The sequence below is a fragment of the Blautia obeum ATCC 29174 genome (assembly GCF_025147765.1).
Taxonomy (GTDB): Bacteria; Bacillota; Clostridia; order Lachnospirales; family Lachnospiraceae; genus Blautia_A; species Blautia_A obeum.
In genome coordinates this window covers 1,099,950-1,124,367 of sequence record NZ_CP102265.1, presented here as the reverse complement: position 1 = coordinate 1,124,367, position 24,418 = coordinate 1,099,950, and the positions used below count along the sequence as shown (strand labels likewise).

Below are 24,418 nucleotides of genomic sequence, written 5' to 3'. Positions count from 1 at the left end.
TCCACTTTTTCTTTATTTTTTCACATGCAAAGGATGGTATGTAACATTCAGCATGCCGTATTCATCCTTTTTTACAGTTGCATCTACTTCATATAACATATGTATAAAATCTTCTGTAATGACTTCTTCTGGAGTTCCGCAAGCCACCAGACGACCGTTCTTCATGGCATAGATCCGGTCGCAGTATGCTGCTGCAATATTCAGATCATGCAAAGCACCGATCACAGTGACCCCAAGACTTTTTACAATATCCAGAAGCTGGAGCTGGTATTTGATGTCAAGATGGTTGGTAGGCTCATCCAGGATCAGACAGTCAGTTTTCTGTGCCAGAGCTCTTGCCAGAATGATTCGCTGCTGCTCACCGCCAGACAAACTTGAAAAAACACGGTGCCGATAGGGAAGCATTTCCACTTTTTCCAAACATTCTTCCACGATCTTATAATCCTCGGCATTATCCCGTTCCATGGTTTTCTTATGAGGAGCCCTTCCCATCATTACAATTTCCTGTACGGAAAATTCAAAATTATAGTAGTTGTGCTGGGACACCACTGCCAGTGCTTTTGCAGAATCCTTTACCTTATATTCGTTCAGCGGTTTTCCATCCAGCATGATCACACCGGTATCTGGCTTCAGTACACGGTAAATACATTTCAGCAATGTACTTTTTCCACTTCCGTTTGGTCCTATAATTCCTACAAATTCCTTTTCCTTTATGGCTGCGTCAATTCCCTTAAGAATCTCATTTCCGCCAAGCTCCACATGGATATCAGAAGCTGTCAGTTTCATGATTTCTCACCTCCGAATCCATAAGATCTGCGTACCAGCAGATAAATAAAGCAAGGTGCTCCGATCATGGATACCAGGATTCCGATTGGGACTTCACTCTTGGGAATAATGATCCTGGAAGCAACATCTGCCCAGATCAGGAAAATGGAACCGCTAAGTGCTGACAGTGGAAGCATTTTCTTGTGATCGGTTCCAAAGAACATTCGTACCACATGAGGAATAATGAGTCCTACAAATCCAATGATACCTGCGGAATATACCACAAAACCGATCAACAGTGCTGTCACTACAAGATACACCTGACGATATCTGTGCAGGTCAGTTCCTAATGTGATGGATACCTCATCTCCAAGCAGCATCATATTGAGAATACGGCTCTGGGTGCAGAAAAACAGGGTTGCTATAAAAACGCAGGGAATAATCACAGCCAGATTTTCCCATTTCGCACCTGCCAGACTTCCCATCAGCCAGAAAGTAACTGTCTGGATTCCATCTCTGTCGCCCGCAATATAGACAACAAAGTTTGAAAATGCACTGCACACACTTCCAAGTGCTGTACCTGCAAGCAGAAGTCGGACTGAATTTGCCCGGCCTCCTATATTTGCAGTGATCTGTACCAGTACAGAAATAAGGAAGGCTCCGATAAATGCGCAGATTCCAATAGAGTTGGAGCCAAATACGGCTCCAACTCCAAGAAAGATTGCCACTGTTGCACCAAGAGATGCACCAGAGGAAATACCCAGAATATACGGATCTGCAATCGGATTTTTCACAATGGCTTGCATTATCACACCTGCAACTGCCAGACCCATGCCAACGGCTGTTGCAAGAAGAATACGGGGAAGGCGGATAAACCACACAATATCAGACATGGCTCCTACACCATAAACCTCCGGATCCCCGATTCCAAACACTTTATACAAAATTACACTATACACATCTTTCACAGAAAGATCTACAGAACCAATGGTAACTGCAGTCAGAATGGATATCACCAGAAGCACAGTCAGTAATATCACCGCCAGCACATAGATCGGCTTTCCATGAAAAATTCCATTTTTAAAATCCGGTTTTCTTTTCATTTTATTCGTACAGATCCGGATATAATGCTTTTGCAAATGTCATAATTCCGTCATAGGTTCTGACACCGCTGCAGTATACTTCATTCAAGTTTACAGAGAATACTTTGTTGTTCTTAACTGCTGAAAGGCTCGCATATGCAGGGTTATCTGTAATATCAGCGATTGCCTCATCAGCTGTCATAAATCCATCATAGTTGATCATGAATAATACGTCCGGATCAGCTGCGATCAGATCCTCTGCACCAACGTTTTCAGAGTTCTCTGCACCAAGCTTCAGCTCTGCACCAAGTGTCTCCGGAATATTTCCGCCAAGTGTCTCTGTTCCATATACACGGAAGGAATCTCCCTCATCCTCAAGAACTGCTACGGATAACGGGTCTGTTCCTTCTACATGCTCTTTTACTTTATCAATCTCACCCTTCATCTGATCAACGATTTCCTCTGCCTTGTCTTCGCAATCAAAGATCTTGCCAAGGTTCAGGATATCCTCATATTCGTCTTCAATTGTACGTGGGAACTCAGAAGCCGGTCCCTTTGCAGCACTGTTCAGGGACATGTATGTATTTACATCTCTCTCCTGCCAGAAGCTTACATCAGAAAGCCAGTCATCATCGAAAGAAGAATACCATGCCGCAATAAAATCAGGCTCCATTGCAACAACTTCCTCTTTGGATGGCTTGGTATCCATATACTGAATCTTGTCAAATTCATCTTTTAAATCCTCACGCACATCACCGTCCAGACCGCAAGCAGCTACGATCTTATCACCGAGACCAAGTGCCAGAAGCTCTTCGATATTGGAGTTTGCATATGCAAATACTTTCTCCGGAGCTTTCTCAAAAGTCATTTCAATCGGTTCGTTCTCATAATTGTAGGTTGTGATTGTTACGGGATAATGGCTGTCTCCATCCTCCGCAAATACAGTTGTTCCCATTCCCAGGCTGAGAATTCCTGCCAGACATAACATTCCTGCTACTGTTTTCATGTTTTTCATGCTTTTTCTCCTTATTTTTTCTTTTGTTTTTTTGCTTTTAAAAGAAAAAAGTCCGCTTCCATAAAAAAGCGGGCATCACAAAAAAACATGATACGAAAGACAGCACTTTACACGGAAGTTTCTTTCTATGAACCAAGCAGGTTTCCTGGCTTACAGCTTAAATCCCCATTCCCTTCTCACATAAAAATGCAATGGATATGAATGTGGCATAACTGAATACAGTGACCGGATCGTTCAGGATTCTCACCTGATTCCCTCTTCTGAAAATAGTGTAAATTTTATATATTTTTCAGCACTTGGCACATTTATTCTTTTAAGCAAAGCTATTATAACTTACGCTTTAACCAAAGTAAAGAATTTTCTTTAACAATATTTTTGATAATTTTACTTTTTTGTATTTGCTGGAATTCCCAGAGGTTGACCGCCCCTGCCGGGGGGGATAAAGTTCGCGCACCACTCATATAGCATGTCTTGCAATCCATAGAACATTGAATTACATTCGTGCTATTCACAGAGAGATACAAAAGATGACATACACAGCACTCTTTCCTATGATTGTTGAGGAAATATTATCCCTTAACGCCTTATCTCATCACCATATCAAAAAGACTCTGATAACTATCCACGACATCAAAAACAACGCTGTCACTACTGATAGCCTTAAAGTCTTCCCGTGCGCAGTGTATCTTAGATTCCTCAATCGAACGCAGCTGCATAGAGGACATAGAGCCCTTGGTTTCAGCTGCAAAATAAATATGCTTTACCTTTCCCCTTATAGAAAGTAATTGCCCAGTCAGGATTATAATTTCCTACCGGTGTCGAAATATAGAATCCATTCGGCAAATCAGTAAATACCTTCATACTGTAATACTTATCCAAAACGGCATAAGTAATGTGCTTGATAATGGCTGCTGCCTTTTCCTCATTAATGAGTGCAACTGCCTTGATAATGAACTCTTCAGGATTATCTTTAAACTGATTAAAAACAGTCTTTTTGATACCACGCAGAATAGCAATAACATCCTTACGAGTCAACTTTGTCTCTTCCACCAGTTTGCCAACCAAATCATATTTCACGCTACTATTGACAGGAATCCGTATCTGCGTACCGTAAGCAGAAGTTTCCTTTGTAAAGGCAGCTCCACATTCCAAAGCTTCTTTCGATTTACTTTCTTCCATTGCACCTGATTCAATCTTGAAGAAAATCTTAGCAACTATCAGCTTAGCATCCAGAGAAGCTATTGCATTTCGGATCAGTTCATCAATATCAAAATCTACGATATAAATAGACTTTACATTTATCTTTGACCAGAGCGCTTGAAACTCAGGCATAGCAAATTTTTCTTCATTAACCTTAAGCTCAACATTATTACCACGAGCATTTTCCGGCTGCACTGCCCTCGGGTTGTAAACCGAATCGATGAGTTCCACAATGGATGCTGCAAAATTATTCACTTCTTCAGCAATTTGTAAAATGCCATTGAATTTGTCTTCGTAGTATTTATCAGTCAATACACCCTTCTTATCGATATAGCGATTAATTGTCAAATCATACATGATGGCATAGGCAGTATCCCTATCAACCACCTGTTCATGACCATCCAAATCGTTGATGACCTTTCCTACAAACAAATCAGCTGTAATAGTACGTGGCCGATCTGCCACATTCTCTGCGATTTCACTCTGTAAACCTTTCGCAAAGGAATCATAACTTTCACTGGCAATGACAGTCAGAATGTTGACATTATGAACATCATTTCCCAAAGCATTCGCATCCTGGCGTTCACCATCCTGGTTGACGCACAGACGTAGACCACGATCAACCTCCTGACGCTTACGAATATCACTGCCGCTCTGTTTCAGTGTACAGATTTGAAAAACATTCGGGTTATCCCAGCCCTCACGTAACGCTGAATGCGAGAAGATAAACCCAACGGGGGAACGCTTCGGATCTCTGTCCAAAAGCAGCTCTTTGTTTTTCATAATCAAATCGTAGGCGTCAACATCATGGGTAAAACAAAAGTGTTTATCCCAGATACAACAAACCAGCTCTCGGCGGAATTATTGATGAGCATATATTATTACGGATCAGGGGATTACAGGATACCGAAAAATTAGAACATTTAGACGTGACATATTTTGATGAAGCCAAACAAACTCATCTTCAGGAAGTACTTGACGAATGCCAGATAAAAAAATACCGTCTGATAAAGTGCCAGGACTTTAATTTTCACATTTAATCAAAAAGGACTACATTCTTATATCACAAGAACTGTAGTCCTTTATTTTTCTGCATTGGCAGTAATAAATGCTCACAATTATTTATTTTCCGACGGAATATATTCCAACAGGTCTTCTATTTTACAGTCTAGGGCACAACATAATCTTGCTAAAACAGCCGTATCTAGCCTAGTCACACTGCCTTTACAGTACTGATTCAGCTGTACATTTAGATCCATGACTTTATCAAAAGTCTCCTCTGTATAATCCATAAATGAGGTGTTTTCTGAAATTCCTGCATTATTTACCAGTACATCGACGCATCCATATTTTTCAATTGCCTCTTTAAAAGCCTTTCTGACAGACTCCATGCTTGCAAGATTTGGACTAATTCCAGCAACTATTGCATTGGGATATTTTTCTTTTAATTTATCTACAGCAGTATCTGCCGATTACTTTGAACTTGCCGCCAATACAACTGTAGCGCCTTCCTTCAAGAATTTATCAGCTGTAGCAAATCCTATGCCACAGCTTCCACCCGTAATGATTGCAATTTTATCTTTTAATCTCATTTAGACTACCTCCTCACTTAGTTTCTAGCCACATTATAAGCAAAAGGTAGATTATTTTCTGTGATATCATCATAAAATATCGCAATAAAAAACCCTGTTGCTCACGCACCAGGGTTTTGGTTTATCCATCCGTATTTAACAAAAGATTAGGCTTCTATTCAACTTCTGAAAACTCATCTTTTCCAACATTACATAATGGGCATTCAAAATCTTCCGGAACATCTTCCCATTTTGTTCCTGGTGCAATACCACCTTCTGGATAGCCCTTCTCCTCATCGTATTCCCATCCGCAAACATCACATACGTATTTCATTCGTTGTTCCTCCTTGTAAATATATTAATACACAGCCTATATTACTGTTATATTTGTGTTGTTCTGTAACCTTAATATGTATAAATGCTTTTAGCATTTCCATAATCCATGCAGGTTACAATATGCATATACTTCTTCTACCTGTTCACCATCGCAAAGACAAATACCTGTTCACCATCGCAAAGACAAAAATCTGCTACCGGCTCCTACCCTGGATTTAACTGTTTTCTGTATATTCCCTGGTTTGTATTTAATGTAATCCACTCAATGAAATGCTCTTCAATCATTGGATGTTTTGTCTCTCCGAACACGACATGAACATGACTGCCTTCTATCGTATATACAGGTACATGCTTCTCGACAGCAGCATCTGTCACTCCGGCTTTTAATTCCTGCATAGGTTCCCCGCAACAAATTACAGGTACACCCTTATCCTTTACCTTTTCAACAATGCTTACAAATATAATACCTTACTTCCATGCCTTTTTCTCCTTTCATGTGTAAAATTTATAATTCAATTGTCTCCATAATCTTTTTCAATGAATCTGCAGATTCCTTAAGCTTTAACGCTTCCTCACCACTTAAATTAATAGGTATATCAGACTCAATACCATCTGCACCTACAATAGCTGGCATACTTAACGATACTCCGTCAATATCATATACTCCATGAATCATGTGTGATACAGGAAGTATTGATTTTTCATCTCTCATAATCGCTTCGCAGATTCTTTTTACAGACATTGCAATTCCATAATATGTAGCGTGCTTTTTGTTTATAATCTCATAAGCACTGTTCTTGACTGCTGTAGCTATTTCTGCCGTGTTTTCCTTGTGCTTGTAATGTCCACGCATTTCACACATTTCACTTAATGGAACACCAGATACATTGGCTGATGACCATGCTACAACTTCGCTGTCTCCATGCTCACCTACTATAAATGCATGAACACTCCTGCTGTCCACAGATAAATGCTCACCAAGCTTATATCTTAATCTGGCACTATCTAACACAGTACCCGATCCAATAACCCTGTTTTCTGGAAGTCCTGATAACTTTATGGCTACCTGAGTCAGGATATCTACCGGATTCGCAACTACAAGCATGATACCTGCAAAATTTCTCTTTGCTATTTCAGGAATGATTGACTTAAATATTGCTACATTTTTATTTACGAGATCAAGCCTTGTCTCTCCCGGTTTCTGTCCCGCTCCGGCAGATATGACAACAATTGCAGCATCAGCCACATCATCATAATCTCCGGCATATATTTTCATCGGACTCGCAAATGGAATACCATGACTGATATCCATCGCTTCTCCTTCTGCCTTGTTCTTATCTACATCGATAAGGACAATCTCTGTAAACAAGCCACTCTGCATCAGAGCAAATACCGATGCAGAACCAACAAAGCCACAGCCTATCATTACTGCTTTTTTTGAATTAATCACTTTCTTCTTCATAATAATCTCATCTCCTTAATAATTCTCTTCATGTACTTCAAAATAGCTCTGTGGATGATTACATACCGGACATACTTCAGGCGCCTTAGTTCCTACCACAATATGTCCGCAGTTACGGCATTCCCATACCTTAACTTCGCTCTTTTCAAATACCTGTGAAGTTTCAATATTCTTAAGAAGTGCACGATATCTTTCCTCATGGTGCTTCTCAATCTCACCTACTGCCCTGAATTTTGCTGCAAGCTCAGGGAATCCTTCTTCCTCAGCTGTTTTAGCAAAGCCATCATACATATCTGTCCACTCATAATTTTCGCCTTCTGCCGCTGCCACCAGGTTTTCCTTTGTATCACCAATTCCTGCTAATTCCTTGAACCACATCTTTGCATGTTCTTTCTCATTATCTGCAGTCTTTAAAAACAACGCTGACATCTGCTCGTAACCTTCCTTTTTCGCTACAGAAGCAAAATAGGTATACTTATTTCTTGCCTGTGATTCCCCTGCAAATGCCTCCTGTAAATTCTTCTCTGTCTGTGTTCCTGCATATTTGTTTGCTGCCATCTCTTTTACCTCCGTTTTCTTTACTACTTTTTCAAAATCTGATGCCGGGTGCTTGCACAAAGGACATATAAAGTCATCTGGTAATTCCTCGCCTACATATTCATATCCGCAAATTCTGCAACGCCATATTGTCTGACTGTCCTCTGTTTTTCCAACCTCCTGTGGCTTAGGCTTAATATTATTCTGATAATAATCATATGTTACTGAAGGAACATTGCTTTCCTATCCATGCTGTTCCTCCTTTACCTTCTCCCTGCATTTCGGGCAAATGCCTTTAAATGAAATATCATAATCCACAAATTCAATTCCATGAGTGTTATGAATTCTTTCCAGCAAATCCGGTATTTGATCCATATCCACATCAAAAATTTCACCGCACTTTATACATCTTACATGGTAATGATTTTTCAATGTAAAATCAAATCGGTTCGGTCCATCCGGAACTTCAACCTTTCTTAATGCACCTTCCTCTACCAATATATCAAGATTTCTATATACAGTTCCTTTTCCAATTGTTGGATATGCTTCTTTTATAAATTCATACACTTCATTTGCCGTAACGTGTCTTCTCATTTCGTAAACGGTATTTCTTACAAGATCTTTTTGAATGGTATTTCTCCTACTTGTCATTCGTCCTCCTTATTAGGATTAGTTCTTAATAAGGATTATATACCACTATTATCCTATTGTCAATAAAAATAGTAATAATTCTCATTATTATAAAAGTTGCCAAACTGAGCATCTTTTACCTGAATAACTATTTTATTTTGCGTTCAAATACATATTCTGAATCTGAAGATAAATCAGACCTAAAAAAAGAGCTTCAGGATCTGGGCGTTACCAAAATCCCTAGCTCTAAAAAAGGGAGTATCCCAAAGAACACTGACTGCAAAATCAGTGTCCTTCTTTCTTCCTTTACATATATTTCATAATAGTCGGCAATAATACATTCATATCTATTGGTTTTGCAACATGATCATTCATGCCACTTGCCAAAGCCATCTTCTTATCTTCTTCAAACGCATTTGCTGTCATTGCAACAATTGGAATCTGCGATTTGTTACCGTCTTTCAGTTCTCGAATTCTCCTGGATGCTTCATATCCGTTCATAATCGGCATCTGAATATCCATCAGAATCAGACTGTAGTAATTTTGCTTTGCTTTGTTAAACATATCAATACATTCAACGCCATTCTCCGCTCTTTCTATCATGATTCCCTCTTCCGTCAAAAGTTCTGTTGCAATTTCTGCGTTCAAGTCATTATCTTCTACCAGAAGAACCCTTTTTCCTTCCAGTTTTTTGATATTCAACTGACCGTCTGCATGTTTCGGATTCCTTTCTTCCTCATTTGCTATTTTTAATGGAAGCGTGATTGTAAAAGTAGAACCTGCTCCCGGTTTGCTCTGAACTGTGATCTTGCCATTCATTAAATCCACCAGTTTCTTCACGATTCCCATGCCAAGTCCGCTACCTTCTATTCCGCTGTCTGACGAAGATCGTTCCTGTGAAAATGATTCAAAAATATGTTTTTGGAATTCTTCTGACATTCCGATTCCGTTGTCTGCTATGATAAGCTCTAATACACTCCAACCTTCTTTTTCGCCGGGATATTGGTTCAATGTACAGCTTATGTTACCGCCTTCACCCGTGTATTTCACAGCATTACTCAGAATGTTAATCGTAATTTCAGATGATCTTGCATCATCCATATACAGGTATGGATATCGAATGTTTTTATTGACTTTTAGTGTTTGATGTTTTTCTTCTATCGGTTTCCTAAACATATCAATACATAAATCAAAGTTTTTAGAAACATCTGTTATTGTTTCATCCAGCGTTGCTTGGTTGTTTTCGATTCGTGCTAATTCAAGAATGTTATCAATCAAATGCAGCATTTTCTTTCCGCACAATAATATTTTTTCAAAGTAATCCTCTAATATAGTTGGCTCCTTTAAATGTTTCTCTCCCAATTCTGCATATCCAATGATTGCATTCATAGGGGTACGAATATCATGAGACATATTAAACAGAAATGTTGATTTTGCTTTATTAGCTGAATCGGCCAGTCTTGCAGCTTCCTGCAACAGTTTTTGCTGTTTCTGCTCATTTTCTTTTTGCTTCTTATATACAGAATATCCACAGGTACATAATATTAACAAAATACACGCTGTAATGCATCCCAGTACAATACTTAACTTATTCGTCTTCTCAACCATTCCATACGCTTTCTGCATATCCATTTCTATGCAGAAAGCACCTATCACTTCATTAGATTCATCATCCGCTGTCACAGGATAACAGGCTGTAAAAATAGGTCCCCATGTTGTATCAACAATATCCTGAGAATATACTGTTTTTCCAGAAAGTGCTTTTTCTATATAAGGAACCATCTCCTTTTCAATCGGATCTCCTGGATGTCTGACGTCACCAGCCGATGGATCCAGTCCGTCTACAACGTAAATCAATCTACCGTCTTCATTTCTGGTTGCTGTGTAAATATATCTCGTAGAATTCAGCGTTCTGATTTCATTCATATATGTCGACATATTCTTGAATAGTTCTGTATTCTCATCAGCTTTACTTTTTATTTCATTAAAATCTTTTCGTCCCAGTCTGTCATTTACCAGCTTATGAACCGCATCTGCACTGGAAATATCTCGTTCTATTTCTGTTTTCAGAGCAGTTTGGGTATATGCTTGTTGTAAAATAAAAGTATATGCAACAACAGCCAAAATCACCATTGCCAGAAGGAGTACCAACCGTCCCTCAAAAATTTTCCAATGATTTACCGGATTTTGATCTTTTCTTTTTTGTTTTATATAGTTATTTTTCATCATCGTATTTCACATGCCTTTTACCTAATTTTAATTTAATACAAAACGCCTCAACTCTTCACGTATTTTGCAAACATGGGTTACATTTCCAGACTCATCCCTTTTTTTACAGTAAAAAGCATCCTGTGCCAACTGCCATCACATATACGGTATTCTGTGGAAATGCATTCTTCCGCCTTCAATCAATTCATGCTGGTTAGGATTCATTTTTTTACATTGGTCCCGTCATTTATATGGAGAATTTCAAAGGAACTGGTATTTAATTCAACATAATAGACAGCCGTAAAATCTGCACATATCTTATCCAAAAGCCGTCTTTCCGCCATCTGTTCTTCCAACGTACTTTTCAGTTTTCTGTTCCTCATATGTACCATTACAGTTAGGATAAGAAGCAGAACGATCAGCACAGTTATAAAAAACAAAACAGTCACAGACTGCGGTTGCCTCATAATCATTTATGACAGGCATTTTGCTTTCTCAACTCTTCGCTTATGGTCTGCTTAATTTTTTCATCATCCAATGGCTTTGCAAGATGTGCGTTCATTCCTGCTTCCATACACTTTTCTGCATCTTCCCTAAATGCATTTGCAGTCATAGCAATGATAGGGATTGTTTTTGCATCCTGCCGTTCCAGGGATCTTATTGTTTTTGTGGCAGTAAGCCCATCCATCACCGGCATCATGATATCCATTAAAATAACATCGTATGTTCCCGGTTCGGAAGCTTCAAAATGCTGAACAGCTTCTAACCCATTTTTCACTGTTTCTACTTTAGCCCCATTTTCCGTCAGCATAAATTCTGCTATTTCCGCATTCAGCTCATTATCTTCAACCAATAATATCCGGACACCTGATATATCTGCATTGAAATCTTCTTTTTCTTCCGGCCGTGCATTCGTATCAATTTTAAATGGAAGTATTACAGTAAAACAGCTTCCTTCACCAAGCTTGCTTTCAACTGTTATGATTCCGCCCATCTTTTCTACAAGTTGTTTCACAATAGGCATTCCCAGACCTGTCCCATTATAATCAGAACGTGGGGAATTATCTGCCTGTACAAATGGAGTAAACAATTCATTTTTTATAAATTCTTCTGACATTCCAATTCCATTATCTTTTATTTTAAATTCACATGTCATGTGATCTTCTGATCTTTCAATCGTTCTCATACTCATGTAAATAAAACCATTCACCTTATTGTACTTCATACTGTTTGTAAACAGATTCATCAATATTTTTTTCAGATGAACTGCATTGCTCCAAACATATATACCACTGTAATCATCATGTTCTCCTATAACATGAAGTCCTTTTTCTTCTGCCTGAAAGTATAGTGACTCCGTGATTTCCTGACATACCTGATCCAGATTGATGGATTCATCACTAAAAACCACGGTATCCGATTCTAACTTTGCCATATCCAAAACATCATTTACCAATGATAATAGCAGTTTCGAAGACTCATTTATTTTATTCAGGCAATCTTTTGTCCGCTCACCATCATTTCCGCTTTTTTCAAGAATTGTAAGCATGCCCATAATGCCATTGATCGGTGTCCTGATGTCATGAGACATGTTATTTAAAAAGGAAGTCTTAGCCTTATTGGCACTCTGTGCTTCTACAAGTGCATTTTGTAATTCCTGCTGTTTTTCTTCAAGCTCCTGATTCAGCTTCAATGCCTGCTCAGCAGACTTCTTGGATTTTTCTTCCGCACGTTTTGATTTTTTCAAAGAATCAAGAATTATACACAGAACAACGAAAAAAAAATTCCAGCGATAAGTGAAACTGTCAGTAAATTATCCTGAATAAACTCCTTCGCTGTAACTTTTCGTGAGGAAGCATTATACGAAACTACTGCACCTGAAAATTGAGTTGTAGGCATAGATGTCAGTGTTTTATTCAGAATGGACAAAAGAACCGGTTCTCCCTGCTGAATAGCAAATGGAACATCAGCTTCTTTTGTCAGGAAAACACTATGAAGCTTATTATTTTTCAAATAGTCTGAAACAGTACCTGAATTGCTTACAATACAATCCGTCTCCCCTTTCTGCATTGCTTTTACTGCTGCATCTGATGTTTCATATTCCACAACCTTCCATTGCGGATAATTGTATGAAAGATATGCTTTCAATGTAAAATCATCTTTTTCAACGGCAACTGTATTCTCTTTATTTTCATCAAAAGAATCCTTTGCCGTAATTGCTGCCATATTGAGAGTCAATAGCGTATCCGACAAAGCAAATCCATTTGTTTCTGCAAAGTATGGATTCTGGTTTGCATGAAAAATCAGGTCTATTTTTCCATCCTGCAATGCCTGAAGCAGTTCACTTCTTGTATTATATCCATTTAATTCAAATTCCAGAGTCTGACCTTGCAGACAATTTTCTGCAAGATCCACATAATCTGTAATAACACCTGTCAGTTTACCTGTTGATGGATCTACACTGCTGATACCTCCATCCTGATTCAGATACCCTATCCGGATTGCACCATGCTGCCCGATCCACTCACTTTCTTCTTTTGAAAGAAACGAGCTGCTCTGTGCAGAAAGATAACGCCTGTAGAGATCATCTGTGTAAAATGGGTTGTCATCCTTGATTCTGCGCATAGCACTATCCAGTGCTTCTTTGATATCCGGACGTTCTGGATTTATAACGAAATAGATTTCTGTCTCTCCAATACTTGTAAGCGGTGAAATATCCGATTCTTCCCAACGGGATTCTTCTACCGAAACAAAGCAGTCAATTTCATGTTTCGACAGTTTGTCCATAACTTCTGCGGTATTAGAAACATTGACATGCTGCATATGCAGACTATACTTTAACTCCCATTCGTTAAGCACATCCTCCGTTATATTATCTTTAAACACACCAATATTTTTTCCCTCAAAAGAATCCAGATTTCCTGCTGTAAGATCCATATTGGATGCATCCGTATAGATGTAATATTTCTCTTCCCCCATAGGCATATCGGAAAAAAGCATATTTTCAGCACGTTCGTCTGTATAGGAAATGCCACCAAGAATATCAATCTCTCCATTTTCCAACTGTGTAAAGCAGTTTTTCCAATCACTTGTTATGTATTTATATGTCCATCCTGCATAACCTGCAATATCTTGAAGATACTCATAACCATAGCCGCTTCTTTCTCCCTTTTCATTGACGGTATTATAAGTTTCTTCAAAAGAGCCTACCCGGATAACATTGTCAGAGTTTTCTTTGGCAAATGTAGGAACGGATAAAACAATAAAACATATAATTGTGCAAAATATAAAGTAACAAAATTTGAAATTTCTTATATTCTGTACTAATTTGTACTTTTTCATCTTTCTCCCACCCTCCAGGCTACAGTCGCTTGCTTGCTTACTTCCAGATTTTAATTTTACATTCATTAATGTTCAATACCCCACAACATTTTTATAGATATCTTTGCGACAGCTTCTGCTGTACTTTTACTATAATTAAACTCTACAGCCAATTTCCTTTATCCACTCATTTTTTATGATGTTCCAAGCACTTGATCCAAGACAGAAAGTCGTGTCGCATCACTTAATGATATATTTTGTTCCTCTGCCTTTTCCTTCAACTGCAATCACACCCTTTTTCTCCATAGCTTTCAGTAATTGTGTTGTTTTTGATTTGCCAAATGGGACATATGGTGCAATTTCACTTATTGGTTTCAGCATCGTCTTACTTAAAAATTTGTAAATCACTTTTTCGTCTTCGGTTAAATTGACATTCGTTTCAAATATCGGTAGTACAATTTTTATAGCATTTTCTGACACTTCAAATTCTGGTTTTATCACACTCTCTGCATACAGTTGTTTGATTCGTGTAATTCCTGTTCCAAATATCTCTACTAATCCCAGTCTGTAAAATACATTTGCAAGATTTCTATTTCTTAAAATAGATAGTTTACCTGATAAATATTCTTCTGCCGTTATTCCAGCCGGCAATCCACCAGGACACACTACTTCTATTTTATCATCAAACATAGAAACTCTGATGTGTGAATTAATATCCCATACCCTATGAATCAAAGCATTTGCAATTGCTTCTCTGAAAGCTGCTTCCGGTATTTTCTCTACCATCTTTCTGTCAGCCCCCTGTATTACTTCATATTGGTAATAATCTCTAAATACAGCAAGTGCTTTTTCATATATTTCTAAAACCGATATATGTTCAAACGTTACTCTTTTTTGAATAATACTGATATTCTCACCGAACTTAACAATATCAATTCCTGAAAAATGATTTTTATCTGCCAAAAGTCCCGCTGCATTATTATAACCATTTATATTGTCATACAGGTTCAATGTCTTTAAAGTATCTTGATTGAAAGTTTCAATGTAAATATTTTCTTTCAGTTTACACTGTAAAATTTTAAAAGATAGCTCCTGATCTTTACAAGGTAATTCTTCGAAGCTAATATTTTTTCCATCTAATACAAGCCTTGAAAATTCCAATGTATCTACCTCTATCGTTGCTGTATCATTTCGTTTGTATGCTTTTGATTTATATAAATACGGTTTTTGAAAACCACTTTTTACAGTAAGTTTTATCGTCTGGTCATTATTCTGTATTTCAAGTGTATAGTTTGGTTGAGGTGATATACTGTCATTGATTTTATTTTCGATATCCAGACAGGCCTGTTTTACATCTAGCAATCCTTTCACATTTCCATTATCATCAACCCCAAAAAGAATTGTTCCACCATTGTAATTCGAAAAGGCACTAACTGTTTTCAAAAAAGTATTCGTAATCGTTTCCTTGAATTCTAATATTCTTGTTTCACGCATAGTAATCGTTCCCTTTCCAACCATAATGATTATATTATATGCAAAAATGCGCAAAAAAACAATCGTATTTTTTTACGATTGTTTTTTTAATTGATTTTGAGTGTAGTATTATTTTTTGACCAACTGAATTATGACAACTTTTTTAATTATTCCGATTCGGTCTTCCAAAGGTATAAATAAGGTGTAAATTATTTGTTTCTATCTAGAAAATCCTATAAAATCTAGTCTTTATCGCCATACTTTAAATGTTGCCGTGACATACGAAAAGTACTCGAATCATTGTTTTTTCTCCTCTCAAACAGCCGTGAAATGCCGTATTTTGCAAGGTTTTATCAGCATTTCATGGCATCGTAGTTTTCTTCTCATTTACTACATTTTTTGCAAAAAAGTGCAAAATGAAGCAAATCACTTCCGTCTGTAGTAGTCAAATCGTAGTCAGTTTAGGGGGTGCAGACTACTGCTATCAAATTCCAGATATGTTTTAAATATCCCTATTAATTTCAAACAAAAATACATATTTCTCACTTAAGATATTTTTGACACAATAAAATATACAGGAAAATCCTATTCATCTCTTCTTTGGCATCAATTAAGCCCAGATGCGTATATACATTTAACGTAACCCCTATATCAGAATGTCCCATTAAAATCAATAATAATACTTCATCTTTAGAAACTTTTGAGGATCAGAATAATTATTTATTGGGATAAAAAAACGAACAGAAAAAATAGAATAGGACAACGGGTAAAAGAATTACGAAAGGCTCATAATCTTACTCACAAAACGCTCGCTGCCAAATTACAACTTGCAGGATATGATTTTAATGATCTGGCAATCCTGCGAATATCTTCTTGGTCTGACGGGCGCTCCTACAAAATAATTTAATTGTATTGCTACCCATTTATATGCTTTATATGCTAAACTATAGATAGATACTTCTGAACAACATACACTATTTATAAACCGTATGATGCTTTTTGCAAAATCACAGAATTAAGGGATGCACGAAGAAATGCAAGAATATAAAATTATTTTAACCTAGGAAGCGGAGGACGCACATACTTGCTAAAGTATATAAGTGCGCTCTTCCGCTTAAGCTCCAGAGATCTGTCTACTCAAACGGCAGCTCCTCATCTTCCTGCACACTCATAAATCCATCTTTCTCATCTTTGGAATCCATTTCATTCACCTTCCTATTGTAATTTCCCATATTCTTCATCACTTACCGGTTCAAGCCATTCATTAGAACCATTTTCGCCTGGAACCTCAATTGCAAGATGAGAAAACCATTCATCTGGTGCTGCACCATGCCAGTGCTTCACTTCTGCCGGAATATTAATGCAGTCGCCTGGCTTCATTTCTACAGCATCTTTACCTTCTTCCTGATAGTATCCTCTTCCGGCAACACATACCAGAATCTGCCCACCTCCGCTTTTTGCATGATGGATGTGCCAGTTATTTCTACATCCAGGTTCAAATGTCACATTGAAAATTCCAACCTGAGATGTAGAGATTGGTGCAAGAAAACTTCTGCCAGAAAAATACTGTGCAAAGCCATCGTTTGGTGCACCAATTGGAAATACCATCTCTTTTGCATGCGCACGCATCGCTTCCTCTTCGTATGGCAAATCTCCTTCGCCTGTCTCCCACACTTCCTTTGCAAGATTGAAAACAGCCCATGCTTTTGGCCATCCTGCATAAAATGCGACATGTGTGATCACTGCGGCAATCTCTTTTTGTGTTACACCATGATTTTTTGCATTTTGAAGATGATATTTTAAAGAAGAATCTGTAATTCCGGAAGCCATCAGAGCAACCACTGTGATAATGCTTCTTGTTTTTACGTCGATGTCCTGGTTATTCCAGTTTTCGCCGAAAAGTACATCATCATTAAAATGTGCAAATTCCGGTGCGAATTCACCAAGTGTATTTCTTCCTGCTGTCTGTATTATTTTTCGCATTTTCTGTATACCTCCATAGCACTGTTATTTATAAAGATTTTACCCACTCACTGATTTCCTGTTTTGTTCCACGGTTTAACAGGCTGCCTTCTGTGATAACTGCATCCGGTGCAGATGGCTGTAATTCCTTTACAGTATTCCCGAATCCACTTCCACCGGATGTTGCAAAGAGCACAATCTTTTTGCCACTGAAATCATAGGCTTCCAAAAATGTATTGACAATTGTTGGAGCTACATACCACCAGATTGGGAATCCCAGAAGGATCTCGTCATAAGAACTCATATCCATCTTTTTCTTCATAATCTCCGGTCTGTATTTCTTATCACTCATTTCCACACTGCTGCGGGATTTTTTATTCATCCAGTCAAGATCAGCCTTTGTATATGGAACTTTTGGCTCAATCTCAAATAAATCCGCTTTTGCTTCCTCTGCAATCATTTCTGCTACTTTTTTTGTTGTCCCGCTTGCACTGAAAAATGCGACTAAATTTTTACTCATAATAAAAATCCCCTTTCTTTGCGAATTTTTCGTATAAAAATAGATGTATAAGATTTGAATTTCTCTTATACATCTATTTTATACCTGATATTTTTATTATGTCTAATGCTTATATTGAATTTTGTTTTATGCCTGAAAAGCATTAATCTCCTCAATCATTTTACAGACTGCCAAAGAATATGGGATATTCCGTCTCCAGGCAATCACAGTACTTGTTGTGATTTCAGGAGAAATTCTTCGCTGTACAAGAATATCCTCCCGCCAATACTTTGCAGCACCTTCGATGGATACCGGATAGCCCAGTCCATTTGCTGCCATAACTCCGGCATTCGTTCCAAGATTACTTGTAAAAGCAATCTGCAGTTTCGAAAAGTCTTTTCCAAACCAATTGGCAAGTTCACTTTGAACATTTACTCTTTCCGGCAGGATCAATGGTTTTCCAATAAGATCTTCTTTTCTTATAAACTCTTTTTCTGCCAGCGGATCATCCGGCCGCATTCCAACACACCAGTGATCGCAATCTGTGATCCGGATATAATCCAGCCCTTCGGTGTCCACCGGCTCCATGAATAATGCAATATCTACAAGTCCTTTGTTCATCATCTCATACACTGCATCTGCTGTTGCAGTATGCAATACAATCTGAACCAGCGGGTATTTTTCTTTATATGTTTTACATATCTCCGCCAATGTCTCCACCGCTGCAAATTCACCGCATCCAATGGTTATAGTTCCCTCTACAACATCTTCTTTTCCTTTCAGTTCCTCAAGTGTTTTTTCCTCAAGATTAAGGATCTCCAGGGCACGCCTTTTTAATAAAATCCCCTCTTCAGTAAGCGAAATTTTCTTCCCGCTTCGAATAAATAATGTTACTCCAAGCTCCTCTTCAAATGCCGCCATTTGTCTGGATAGCGTTGGCTGGGTAATATGCAATTGTTCTGCTGCTTTTGTAAAGCTCTGTTCTTTTGCTACTGTCAAAAAATAGCGTAATAGTCTTAATTCCATGTTTTTATATTCCTACAATTTTTTTATTCTAACCATTCTATCATGTTGCATCCCAGACATCATCTATATCTTTAATGTGACATTTTACAGTCTTATGTGATAAGTTATTTCAGATAAATTTTCTCTATTCGTCGTTGCTCCAACTCGGCCCTAAGAATAATCCCAAGTGTCAGACAATAGTCCGGATCCCTCAGATCACTGCCAAGCATGGCAGTAATATGAGATAACCGATCGAGCAGAGTAGAACGATGCAGATAAAGCGCCGCAGCAGTTTTTGTAACAGAAAGATTATTGTCCAAATACACCCTCAGAGTATGTAAATAAGAAACCTGTGAACTGTCATCATGTTTCTTCAGGCGTTTCAGGCCTTCCGTATAATAAACCCAGCTTGGCCGTCCCGCCAGAGCACTGTTGAGAAGCTGCGGAAGCAAATAGTCCTGAAAATAGAATATGATAGAATTATCTTCCTGAGAAAGTCCGTTCTGCAACGCCGCAGAAGCCTGAAACCAGGCATGATTTCCATCGTAGAGATTGTTAAATGAGGAGGAAACACCACAAATGGCTCCAAGTTTTTCCAAAACGGAAGTCAGCGAATCCATTGATTCCTTTTGAACCTGATCAGCAGGCAGAAATTCTACAACAGCATCCTCAAATTCAAATGCAAATGATCCTGGATGTCGCTCCTCCAAAGCAGCAGAAAGATAGGTTCCTGAAAGATGACTACCGCTGGATTCCGGAATCAGCTTCATACAGATCCAATCATGCTTTCCATTTTCCATACTCAAAGCACGACGATATTCAAAATCAATACGCTGCCCGGAAATGACGCTGCGCAAGGCTCGTCGTACAGCGGTACGGGTACTGGACAAAATCGGATTCTGCTGAATAGCCTGTCGCAGAAGTTTGGAAAAGAAAACTGCCAATGCCCTGTCAGAGGACCTGAATGGACGAGATTCTTCAAAAACAGTCAGACATCCTAAGTATTCTTCCTGATCGAAAATATTTACAGAAAGAGAACGCTTTCCCTGTAATTCCAGCAACAGAGGTTCGCGAACATAGTTGGACATATCATGCAAAGACAGAAATGTTGCCATTTTCTCAACATCGAAAGATTGCGTATCCAATTGCAATCCCAATTGTTTTTTCAGGTACTCTTCCTCCGTCACTCCCAGATAGCGAAAATCCGAGCCTATAAGCAGCATTGGATTTTCAAAGATGCCTCTGCTGGCATCCAGCATTTGAGACAAAGCTGCACCATGGCGCAGGATGAACCAGAGCCTTTCCTCCCAGGTATCATATTGATTGAATACCTCCTGCACCAAATTGAATATTCGAAAAATGTCCTGGCTGCCATGTATAAGAATAACGCTGCACCGCTCATAGTAGGCATTAAGATTCCAGTGTTCTCCCAAACATACCAGACAGACATTTTCTCCCAACTCTGGTGTCTGTGGTAAATGATCTGCAGAACAGACATAGACACTATTTTCCTCAAAGGACTGAGATCGATCCAGATAAAATTCCGGTCGGTTCAAGATCAGTGTACTGTTCTTCCTGCCATGAAACAAAACTCCTGTCAGTTCTTCTTTCAGCCTCCAATAAAGAATATCCGCGCATAACTTCATAACCAGCCTCCCAAATTATTCTAAAAATATTATAATTTTTCAAAAAAAAGCTGTCAAGATATCACCCATACGTTTTGTATGGGTGGCATCTGTTTTATATGCATTATTCACAAATAATGTCCATATAAATTGTATGGTTTTTTAGAATACAAATTGTATGTAAAGAAGAAGATAAAAACCATCTTTTTGTAGAATGTTCGATGCAGTATTTTTTGACTATAATAAATCAAAACAAAAGTAGACAGGAGGTATACCATGCTAAAAGAAAAACTGGAGACGAAAAAATGCTTTTCAACTGCCTGGGGCAGACTAATTACGGAGGAAGAAGCCTATCGACAGCTGAATCGCCAAATTGCCGCTATGACTGCCAATCTTTTTCAGGTCATGCGCATTTTTGAACCTAACTGGGAAAAACGCACCGCAGCCATCTGCAATATTGCCAATATGATGAATATGGCAGTTGCAGGAAGCCCCGATGAACAGAAAAACTATGTTAATGCTGCTCTCTATGAAGCATTTAACATCCCGGAGCTTTGTGAAAAATCCAGCTGGCTTGGTGGCATTACCGGTGACTCCGGCGATGAATGGGAAAATATGGCCGGTCGAGTAATACAGTTTACCCGAAATCGAGTGGAAAAAGAGCTGGATACCTGTCCCTGGGATATTGTGGGCAGCGAACTGTGCAATATGACCACCAGTATGTTCACTGCAAACTTCGATCTGGCTTCTTCCAACGGAACAGAAAACGAAGTGGCACTGAATATGTGCCAGGCACGAGGCTGTGGTAACAAGCACTGTCGTGTCGTGGCAGAACGACGGGATGTCTATGGACTGCCGAAGCAGGATTGGCTGGAACATATGCAGCAACCTGTAGATCCTATTCATGATACGCCTCGAGAACGCATGGTCAAAGATGGTCAGTGTCTGCGTAATGGTCAATACACACAGAACTTCGGCGAGGAAACATCGCTGGAAAAAGCATATCACTGGGTTGCGCAAATGGGCTGGGTATGGTCTATCCAGTTCCCAATGATGGCTATTAAAGAGATGGCGCCTGATGAAGATGAATTCATGCGAGTATTCCGCATTATCTTTGCTACTGCCGGTAAAAATCAGTTTATCGATCCCTTTGCAAAAGAAGGTCTGCGGAGTTTTCTGGGCATTCCTCATGATATGGACGAGAACGACGGCCGTATTCTCGGCGGATATATCCGCTATATGCTGGACGTACAACAGGTCCCCTATGAGATGGTTCGCTGGACCAAGGATGAAACCTGGATCAAGGTCAAATCAGAGGACTTTACTGCCCGTTATGAGATGGCACCTCTGGATGAACTGGTAGATGCCTACGAGGCACAGTGGAATGGTGCAGCTAAAACGCTGGTCAGCACGGAATGGTCCTGTGTAATCGAAAATCGTGACGAAGAAGAAATGTACATCAAGGTCATCCGCAAGGAAGACTCGCGAATGCTGTAAAGGAGGAGGACAAAATATGCTGTTTAGAGAAGATAACGTCGCACGCGCAGACGCTGATGCTATACGTAAGGGTGTGGGATTTTACCGCTGGACACACGATATCGTAGAGATTACCGGCAAAGACGCACTGGAGGTTCTTCAAAAGATTTATATCAGCAACATTTCCAAAGTTGCTGTCGGACGTTCAAAATACACTGCATCGCTGGATGAAAACGGTGAAATCATTGACGATGTGATCGTCATGCACATGGCAGATGGTCTGTACTGGGTCTCCGACCTCTATGGACCACGTTTGCTACCGTGGATTGAGAAGCACAAAGGTACAGCTGATATTCAGACAAAAATCATCACCTATGACTGGGATATGTATGCCATACAGGGACCTGATAGTATCAATGCGATGAATGCCATGTTAGATAAACCGATTGACGAACTCAAACGGTTTGGCATCTGCGAGCGTAAGATTGGCGATATTCCTGTCTATATTCACCGTTCCGGCTTCACCGGTGAAAATGGCTATGAAATCTATTCTGCATTTGATAAGAGTGCAGAAATTCACAATTTAGCACTGAAAGCTGTCGAAGCTGTCGGAGGACGTGAACTTCAAACTCTTGAAGTCTATGTCCGATCTATCCCAATGGAAAAAGGCTTCGCGCTCAAACAGGACTTTAAGCACCTGAGTCCATATGAGTGTGGACTCGGATGGGCCGTTGCCGCTGATAAAGATTTCATTGGTAAAGAGGCAGCACTGGCGCGTAAAGAACATCCGAAATATCGTATGGTCGGTCTTGAATTTTCACGTGAATCAACAGAAGATATCTCCATCTGGGAGCGTGTATACTGGTACGGTGTGGAAGTCGGCCGCTGTGCACAGACAATCTACGGCTATACAGTCGACAAAAACATTGGTTTTGCCACCGTCCGCGCTGACATACCCGATGGTGCGGAGCTGACCGTTGGCTGCAATGATTCTCCGGCCATCGTGGTAAACAAAGTTTTCTGCTGAGAAAGGAGGACATTATGGGAAGATTAGATGGAAAAGTCTGTATCGTAACAGGTGCATCTGCAGGTATCGGCCGTGCCACAGCAGAACTGTTCTGCCGTGAAGGTGCCAAGGTCGTGGCGGTTGCTCGCCGCGAAGAGCGTCTTAGAGACCTGGCCGAAGAATGCAGCGAACTACCTGGCGAGATAATCTGGCATGCAGGTGATGTCGGTGATCCGGCAACTGCTGTAAACATGGTAAAAAAAGCAGTGGAGACATTCGGAAAACTGGATATCGCCGTAAACGATGCCGGTATCATGGATGACAACACCGCTATTGCGGACATGTCTGACACAATGCTTATGGAAACATTCCGCATCAACACATTTGGTCTCATGTATGGAATGCGTGAAGAATGCAGACAGTATCTTGCACAGGGCAACGGTGGCGTAATCGTCAACATCTGCTCCGTCGGCGCAACACACCAGACTTCCGGTGCTGCCTACTGTGCAAGCAAGGGTGCTGTGCTGGCAGCAACAAAAAACACAGCATTCATGTACATGGAAGAAGGCATCCGCTGTAATGCACTTTCACCCGGTGGTGTCGTAACTGACATTCCTCTGGTCATGCCTCCTTCCGACGAGTTCGGCTTTGGCCGAACCAGCATGCTGCTGAACTTCTCCGGTGAGCTTGCTATGCCGGAGGACTTGGCTGACGCAATCCTGTTTCTCGCAAGCGACCAGTCCCGCTATGTTAACGGTGAAGAACTTAAATGTGACGGCGGCTGGACATGTTTCTAAAAAATAAGGGAGGATATATATGAGTCTCACCGAGCGACACAACAACAGAAAATATCATCCGCATCAATGCAATTGGAACCGTCAATATGGTCAAAGGTGAGTTTTTCCGCGCTGGTCTGGCCTATGCCATGTCTAAAAAGTTTGTGATCTACTTCACACAGAAAAATGTTTCCAGATTTGAGTTCAAAAAAAGAAACAGTCTCCAAATTGGAGGCTGCTTCTTTTTTGAAGATTATTCGATTGCCTGAAGCTCTTTTTCCAGTTCTTCCAGATGTGGTTTCAAAAATGCCGACTGCGGGAAAGATGCCAGTTTCCGTAAGGTCAGACCACCAACCAGTTTCATCTGTGGATTTTTTGAAGCGTCAGGGCTGTACTTATCCAGAACTGCTGCCGCTTCCGGATTTTTCAGGATATCCTTTACTTTGCTGTCAAGTGAAAATGCCATAAC

21 protein-coding genes, 4 pseudogenes and 1 riboswitch are annotated in these 24,418 nt (G+C 39.6%); of the genes and pseudogenes, 3 read left to right on the top strand and 22 right to left on the bottom strand.

Annotated features, from left to right (window positions below; genetic code table 11):
* Positions 1-12 precede the first annotated feature (12 nt).
* From NQ503_RS05375 to NQ503_RS05280, 21 genes and pseudogenes are all read right to left on the bottom strand, one after another.
* Positions 13-786, bottom strand: coding sequence for an ABC transporter ATP-binding protein (locus NQ503_RS05375; RefSeq protein WP_005426665.1), 774 nt, complete (start codon positions 784-786; stop codon positions 13-15).
* The gene (locus NQ503_RS05370) at positions 783-1,868 is read right to left on the bottom strand and encodes a FecCD family ABC transporter permease (protein ID WP_005426666.1); all 1,086 of its coding nucleotides are present in this window, start codon (positions 1,866-1,868) and stop codon (positions 783-785) included. Before NQ503_RS05370 ends, NQ503_RS05375 begins: the two co-directional genes overlap by 4 nt.
* A 1-nt stretch (position 1,869) precedes the next feature.
* A complete protein-coding gene (locus tag NQ503_RS05365) occupies positions 1,870-2,862 on the bottom strand; it encodes an ABC transporter substrate-binding protein (protein WP_005426667.1) in 993 nt (330 codons plus the stop codon).
* Between the two features lie 118 nt (positions 2,863-2,980).
* A riboswitch (cobalamin riboswitch) is annotated at positions 2,981-3,177 on the bottom strand.
* A 269-nt stretch (positions 3,178-3,446) separates the two neighbouring features.
* Positions 3,447-3,723, bottom strand: a pseudogene (locus NQ503_RS17735) (restriction endonuclease).
* Positions 3,724-5,180: 1,457 nt separating this feature from the next.
* Positions 5,181-5,321 carry a helix-turn-helix domain-containing protein gene (locus NQ503_RS17730; protein ID WP_242999629.1) on the bottom strand — a complete coding sequence of 47 codons (141 nt, stop codon included), beginning with the start codon at positions 5,319-5,321 and terminating at the stop codon, positions 5,181-5,183.
* Positions 5,316-5,654, bottom strand: a pseudogene (locus NQ503_RS05350) (SDR family NAD(P)-dependent oxidoreductase); the annotation flags it as partial. The gene NQ503_RS17730 and the pseudogene NQ503_RS05350, both read right to left, overlap by 6 nt.
* 154 nt (positions 5,655-5,808) lie before the next feature.
* Positions 5,809-5,967, bottom strand: a complete 159-nt coding sequence (locus NQ503_RS05345) for a rubredoxin (protein ID WP_005426676.1) — start codon at positions 5,965-5,967, stop codon at positions 5,809-5,811.
* A 90-nt stretch (positions 5,968-6,057) separates the two neighbouring features.
* Positions 6,058-6,447 (bottom strand): annotated as a pseudogene (locus NQ503_RS17725) (desulfoferrodoxin family protein).
* Positions 6,448-6,474: 27 nt separating this feature from the next.
* Positions 6,475-7,431, bottom strand: coding sequence for an L-lactate dehydrogenase (locus NQ503_RS05335; protein ID WP_005426679.1), 957 nt, complete (start codon positions 7,429-7,431; stop codon positions 6,475-6,477).
* 15 nt (positions 7,432-7,446) lie between these two features.
* Positions 7,447-7,989: a rubrerythrin gene (gene rbr, locus NQ503_RS05330; protein WP_005426680.1), complete on the bottom strand. Its 543-nt coding sequence runs from the start codon at positions 7,987-7,989 to the stop codon at positions 7,447-7,449.
* Between the two features lie 42 nt (positions 7,990-8,031).
* A pseudogene (locus NQ503_RS17720) lies at positions 8,032-8,103 on the bottom strand (rubredoxin-like domain-containing protein); the annotation flags it as partial.
* 108 nt (positions 8,104-8,211) lie between these two features.
* A complete protein-coding gene (locus NQ503_RS05325) occupies positions 8,212-8,619 on the bottom strand; it encodes a Fur family transcriptional regulator (protein WP_005426682.1) in 408 nt (135 codons plus the stop codon).
* Positions 8,620-8,904: 285 nt separating this feature from the next.
* Positions 8,905-10,827, bottom strand: coding sequence for a hybrid sensor histidine kinase/response regulator (locus tag NQ503_RS05320; protein WP_005426684.1), 1,923 nt, complete (start codon positions 10,825-10,827; stop codon positions 8,905-8,907).
* Between the two features lie 297 nt (positions 10,828-11,124).
* A complete protein-coding gene (locus NQ503_RS05315) occupies positions 11,125-11,292 on the bottom strand; it encodes a hypothetical protein (RefSeq protein WP_005426692.1) in 168 nt (55 codons plus the stop codon).
* The gene (locus tag NQ503_RS05310; RefSeq protein WP_259893449.1) at positions 11,276-12,553 is read right to left on the bottom strand and encodes a response regulator; all 1,278 of its coding nucleotides are present in this window, start codon (positions 12,551-12,553) and stop codon (positions 11,276-11,278) included. Before NQ503_RS05310 ends, NQ503_RS05315 begins: the two co-directional genes overlap by 17 nt.
* An 11-nt stretch (positions 12,554-12,564) precedes the next feature.
* Positions 12,565-14,148 carry a transporter substrate-binding domain-containing protein gene (locus NQ503_RS05305; protein ID WP_259893448.1) on the bottom strand — a complete coding sequence of 528 codons (1,584 nt, stop codon included), beginning with the start codon at positions 14,146-14,148 and terminating at the stop codon, positions 12,565-12,567.
* Between the two features lie 219 nt (positions 14,149-14,367).
* Positions 14,368-15,621: an RNA-binding domain-containing protein gene (locus NQ503_RS05300; protein ID WP_044925934.1), complete on the bottom strand. Its 1,254-nt coding sequence runs from the start codon at positions 15,619-15,621 to the stop codon at positions 14,368-14,370.
* A 1,194-nt stretch (positions 15,622-16,815) separates the two neighbouring features.
* Positions 16,816-17,583, bottom strand: coding sequence for a carboxymuconolactone decarboxylase family protein (locus NQ503_RS05295; protein WP_005426701.1), 768 nt, complete (start codon positions 17,581-17,583; stop codon positions 16,816-16,818).
* A gap of 28 nt (positions 17,584-17,611) precedes the next feature.
* Positions 17,612-18,082: a flavodoxin gene (locus NQ503_RS05290; RefSeq protein ID WP_005426704.1), complete on the bottom strand. Its 471-nt coding sequence runs from the start codon at positions 18,080-18,082 to the stop codon at positions 17,612-17,614.
* A gap of 126 nt (positions 18,083-18,208) precedes the next feature.
* Positions 18,209-19,087: a LysR family transcriptional regulator gene (locus NQ503_RS05285; protein ID WP_005426706.1), complete on the bottom strand. Its 879-nt coding sequence runs from the start codon at positions 19,085-19,087 to the stop codon at positions 18,209-18,211.
* Positions 19,088-19,191: 104 nt separating this feature from the next.
* The gene (locus tag NQ503_RS05280; RefSeq protein ID WP_005426708.1) at positions 19,192-20,712 is read right to left on the bottom strand and encodes a PucR family transcriptional regulator; all 1,521 of its coding nucleotides are present in this window, start codon (positions 20,710-20,712) and stop codon (positions 19,192-19,194) included.
* Positions 20,713-20,967: 255 nt separating this feature from the next.
* Between NQ503_RS05280 and NQ503_RS05275 the strand changes: the two genes are divergently transcribed.
* From NQ503_RS05275 to NQ503_RS05265, 3 genes are read left to right on the top strand one after another with little or no spacing between them, the layout of a single operon-like run.
* Positions 20,968-22,188, top strand: a complete 1,221-nt coding sequence (locus NQ503_RS05275; RefSeq protein WP_005426710.1) for a hypothetical protein — start codon at positions 20,968-20,970, stop codon at positions 22,186-22,188.
* Between the two features lie 16 nt (positions 22,189-22,204).
* Entirely contained in the window at positions 22,205-23,194 is a 990-nt protein-coding gene (locus NQ503_RS05270) for a glycine cleavage T C-terminal barrel domain-containing protein (RefSeq protein ID WP_005426712.1), read from the top strand.
* A 14-nt stretch (positions 23,195-23,208) separates the two neighbouring features.
* The gene (locus NQ503_RS05265; protein ID WP_005426714.1) at positions 23,209-23,970 is read left to right on the top strand and encodes an SDR family NAD(P)-dependent oxidoreductase; all 762 of its coding nucleotides are present in this window, start codon (positions 23,209-23,211) and stop codon (positions 23,968-23,970) included.
* 232 nt (positions 23,971-24,202) lie between these two features.
* Here the strand turns inward: NQ503_RS05265 and NQ503_RS05260 are convergent, their stop codons facing one another.
* Positions 24,203-24,415: a hypothetical protein gene (locus tag NQ503_RS05260; protein ID WP_005426717.1), complete on the bottom strand. Its 213-nt coding sequence runs from the start codon at positions 24,413-24,415 to the stop codon at positions 24,203-24,205.
* Positions 24,416-24,418: the final 3 nt, after the last annotated feature.

Coding starts and splice junctions, on each gene's coding strand:
- NQ503_RS05320 (WP_005426684.1), bottom strand. CDS start 10,827: ATGATGAAAAATAACTATATAAAACAAAAAAGAAAAGATCAAAATCCG.
- NQ503_RS05290 (WP_005426704.1), bottom strand. CDS start 18,082: ATGAGTAAAAATTTAGTCGCATTTTTCAGTGCAAGCGGGACAACAAAA.
- NQ503_RS05270 (WP_005426712.1), top strand. CDS start 22,205: ATGCTGTTTAGAGAAGATAACGTCGCACGCGCAGACGCTGATGCTATA.
- rbr (WP_005426680.1), bottom strand. CDS start 7,989: ATGGCAGCAAACAAATATGCAGGAACACAGACAGAGAAGAATTTACAG.
- NQ503_RS05325 (WP_005426682.1), bottom strand. CDS start 8,619: ATGACAAGTAGGAGAAATACCATTCAAAAAGATCTTGTAAGAAATACC.
- NQ503_RS05280 (WP_005426708.1), bottom strand. CDS start 20,712: ATGAAGTTATGCGCGGATATTCTTTATTGGAGGCTGAAAGAAGAACTG.
- NQ503_RS05375 (WP_005426665.1), bottom strand. CDS start 786: ATGAAACTGACAGCTTCTGATATCCATGTGGAGCTTGGCGGAAATGAG.
- NQ503_RS05335 (WP_005426679.1), bottom strand. CDS start 7,431: ATGAAGAAGAAAGTGATTAATTCAAAAAAAGCAGTAATGATAGGCTGT.
- NQ503_RS05295 (WP_005426701.1), bottom strand. CDS start 17,583: ATGCGAAAAATAATACAGACAGCAGGAAGAAATACACTTGGTGAATTC.
- NQ503_RS05305 (WP_259893448.1), bottom strand. CDS start 14,148: ATGAAAAAGTACAAATTAGTACAGAATATAAGAAATTTCAAATTTTGT.
- NQ503_RS05300 (WP_044925934.1), bottom strand. CDS start 15,621: ATGCGTGAAACAAGAATATTAGAATTCAAGGAAACGATTACGAATACT.
- NQ503_RS05370 (WP_005426666.1), bottom strand. CDS start 1,868: ATGAAAAGAAAACCGGATTTTAAAAATGGAATTTTTCATGGAAAGCCG.
- NQ503_RS05365 (WP_005426667.1), bottom strand. CDS start 2,862: ATGAAAAACATGAAAACAGTAGCAGGAATGTTATGTCTGGCAGGAATT.
- NQ503_RS17730 (WP_242999629.1), bottom strand. CDS start 5,321: ATGGATCTAAATGTACAGCTGAATCAGTACTGTAAAGGCAGTGTGACT.
- NQ503_RS05260 (WP_005426717.1), bottom strand. CDS start 24,415: ATGGCATTTTCACTTGACAGCAAAGTAAAGGATATCCTGAAAAATCCG.
- NQ503_RS05285 (WP_005426706.1), bottom strand. CDS start 19,087: ATGGAATTAAGACTATTACGCTATTTTTTGACAGTAGCAAAAGAACAG.
- NQ503_RS05315 (WP_005426692.1), bottom strand. CDS start 11,292: ATGCCTGTCATAAATGATTATGAGGCAACCGCAGTCTGTGACTGTTTT.
- NQ503_RS05345 (WP_005426676.1), bottom strand. CDS start 5,967: ATGAAATACGTATGTGATGTTTGCGGATGGGAATACGATGAGGAGAAG.
- NQ503_RS05265 (WP_005426714.1), top strand. CDS start 23,209: ATGGGAAGATTAGATGGAAAAGTCTGTATCGTAACAGGTGCATCTGCA.
- NQ503_RS05275 (WP_005426710.1), top strand. CDS start 20,968: ATGCTAAAAGAAAAACTGGAGACGAAAAAATGCTTTTCAACTGCCTGG.